Raw genomic sequence first — 2,117 nt, 5'->3', positions numbered from 1 at the left:
ATTTTGTGTTGGTGCGCAGGTGCGACGCACTTCCGGAAGTGCGTCGCACCTGTACCCATGCCAAGACTAACAGAGTTTGGAACCGACACGAATATAGGGCAGATACGGCGCCGCGTCAAAATCGGCTTTGACATCTTCGCCAGCCTCCGTTACCATGCACCCCAGAACGCGCACAAGGGAGGTCCCATGCTACGCCGCATTCTGGATAAAACCCAGGCCCGCATCCTGGCCGAAGAGCGCCGAGCCCTCGGCAACCTGCAGGTGGCGCTCGCCCGTTTCGGCCTGGACGCCAAAGATCAAGAGATGTTGGCGCAATCCATCCACATGCTGGACGAGTTGTTCCTGCTGGTGGTGGTCGGCGAGTTCAACTCGGGCAAGAGCGCCTTTATCAACGCGCTGCTGGCCCAGCCCATCCTTGAGGAAGGCGTAACGCCTACCACCACGCGCATCAACCTGCTGAAGTACGGGCCGGAAGTGGCGCGCACGGCCCAGGGCGCGGCCCTTGACGTCATCACAGCGCCGCTGGATTTGCTCCAGGAGATCAACATCGTGGACACGCCGGGCACCAACGCGATCCAGCGCGAGCACGAGGCCATCACCGAAGAGTTCGTGCCCCGCGCCGACATGGTGCTGTTCGTTACCTCGGCGGACCGCCCCTTCACCGAAAGCGAGCGCGCCTTCCTGGAGCGCATCCGCAACTGGGGCAAGAAGGTCGTCGTCATCCTCAACAAGATAGACATCCTGGAATCGGACGGCGAGGTCAGGGAGATAGAGGCCTTCATCACCGAGAACGCCCGCGCGCTGCTGGGCTTCACGCCCGAGGTCTTCCCCGTCTCGGCCAAGCAGGCCCTTCGCGCGAAACAGACGAACGATGCGACGCTCCTGGCCCGCAGCCGCTTTGAGGCGCTGGAGACGTACATCGTGGCGACGCTGGACGAGAAGGAGCGCATCCGCCTGAAGTTCAGCAACCCGCTCAAAGTGGGCCAGCGGCTCATCGCCACGGCGCTCGGAACCCTTGACGGGCGGCTGGCGCTGCTGAAAGACGACATCGCCGCCGTTGAGGACATCTACCGCCAGATGCAGGCATACCGCGAGGACATGCGGCGCGACTTTCGTTTCCGCATGGCCGATGTGGAAAATGTCCTCCACGAGTTTGAGAACCGCGGGATCGCCTACTTTGACGAGACCATACGGCTGGCCCGCATCTTTGACCTCCTCAACAAAAGCCGCCTCCAGGCCGAGTTTGAGCGCCAGGTGGTGGGCGACGTGCCCCAGACCATAGAGCGGCGCGTGATTGAGGTGATTGACTGGCTCGTGGCCAAGAACCTGCGCCAGTGGCAGGGGGTGATGGATCGCCTGGCGGAACGCCGCACGGTGCACGCGGGGCGGGTCGTGGGGCAGGTGGGCGGGACGTTTGACTACGACCGCGATCGGCTGCTCCAGACGGTTTGGCGGGAGACCCAGCGTACCATTGAGACCTACGACCGCCAGGCCGAGGCCGCGCAGGTGGCCGATTCGGTGCGAACGGCCGTGGCGACGACGGCGCTAGTGGAGGTGGGCGCCATCGGCCTGGGCGCCGTGCTCACCGCGGTCTTCTCCACGACGGCCATGGATGTAACCGGCGTGGTGGCTGCGACGGCGCTGGCGGCGCTGGGGCTGTTCGTCATCCCGGCGCGCCGTCGCAAGGCGAAGGACGAACTGCGCGCGAAGATCGCCTCCCTGCGCGAGAAGCTGCTCGCCGCGCTCACGGGGCAGTTTGACCGCGAACTGGATCGCAGCGTGAGCAAACTGGAAGAGGCGATTGAACCCTACACCCGCTTTATCCGCTCCGAGCGCGACCACCTGACCAAGACCCGCCAGGAACTGGGCCTCATCGCCGAGACCATGGCGCGGCTGGAGGCCGAGATCGCGCGGCTGTGAGTCGGGGCTGCGGTCATCCACGGATAGCACGAATCTCCGCGAAGGTTATTCCGCCCGACGCTGAAGCATCGGGCTGAACGGGCGAAGCCCCGCGTGCACCCCTCACCCTGGCCCTCTCCCGGCGGGAGAGGGGACGACGCCCTGCGCGTTTGTGCTTCGGGCGCGGGGCGGCTATAATGCGGGCAGGCATCGTATCC

At 65.0% G+C, this 2,117-nt stretch carries 1 protein-coding gene; it reads left to right on the top strand.

The features are described from left to right. The first annotated feature begins 186 nt into the window (after nucleotides 1-186). Entirely contained in the window at nucleotides 187-1,920 is a 1,734-nt protein-coding gene (locus H5T65_14060) for a dynamin family protein (GenBank protein MBC7260352.1), read from the top strand. The last annotated feature ends 197 nt before the right edge of the window (nucleotides 1,921-2,117 follow it).

This window comes from Chloroflexota bacterium (assembly GCA_014360805.1).
Classification (GTDB): domain Bacteria; phylum Chloroflexota; class Anaerolineae; order DTLA01; family DTLA01; genus DTLA01.
Note: the sequence above shows the minus strand (reverse complement) of the source record. Positions and strands in the feature narration are given on the sequence as shown.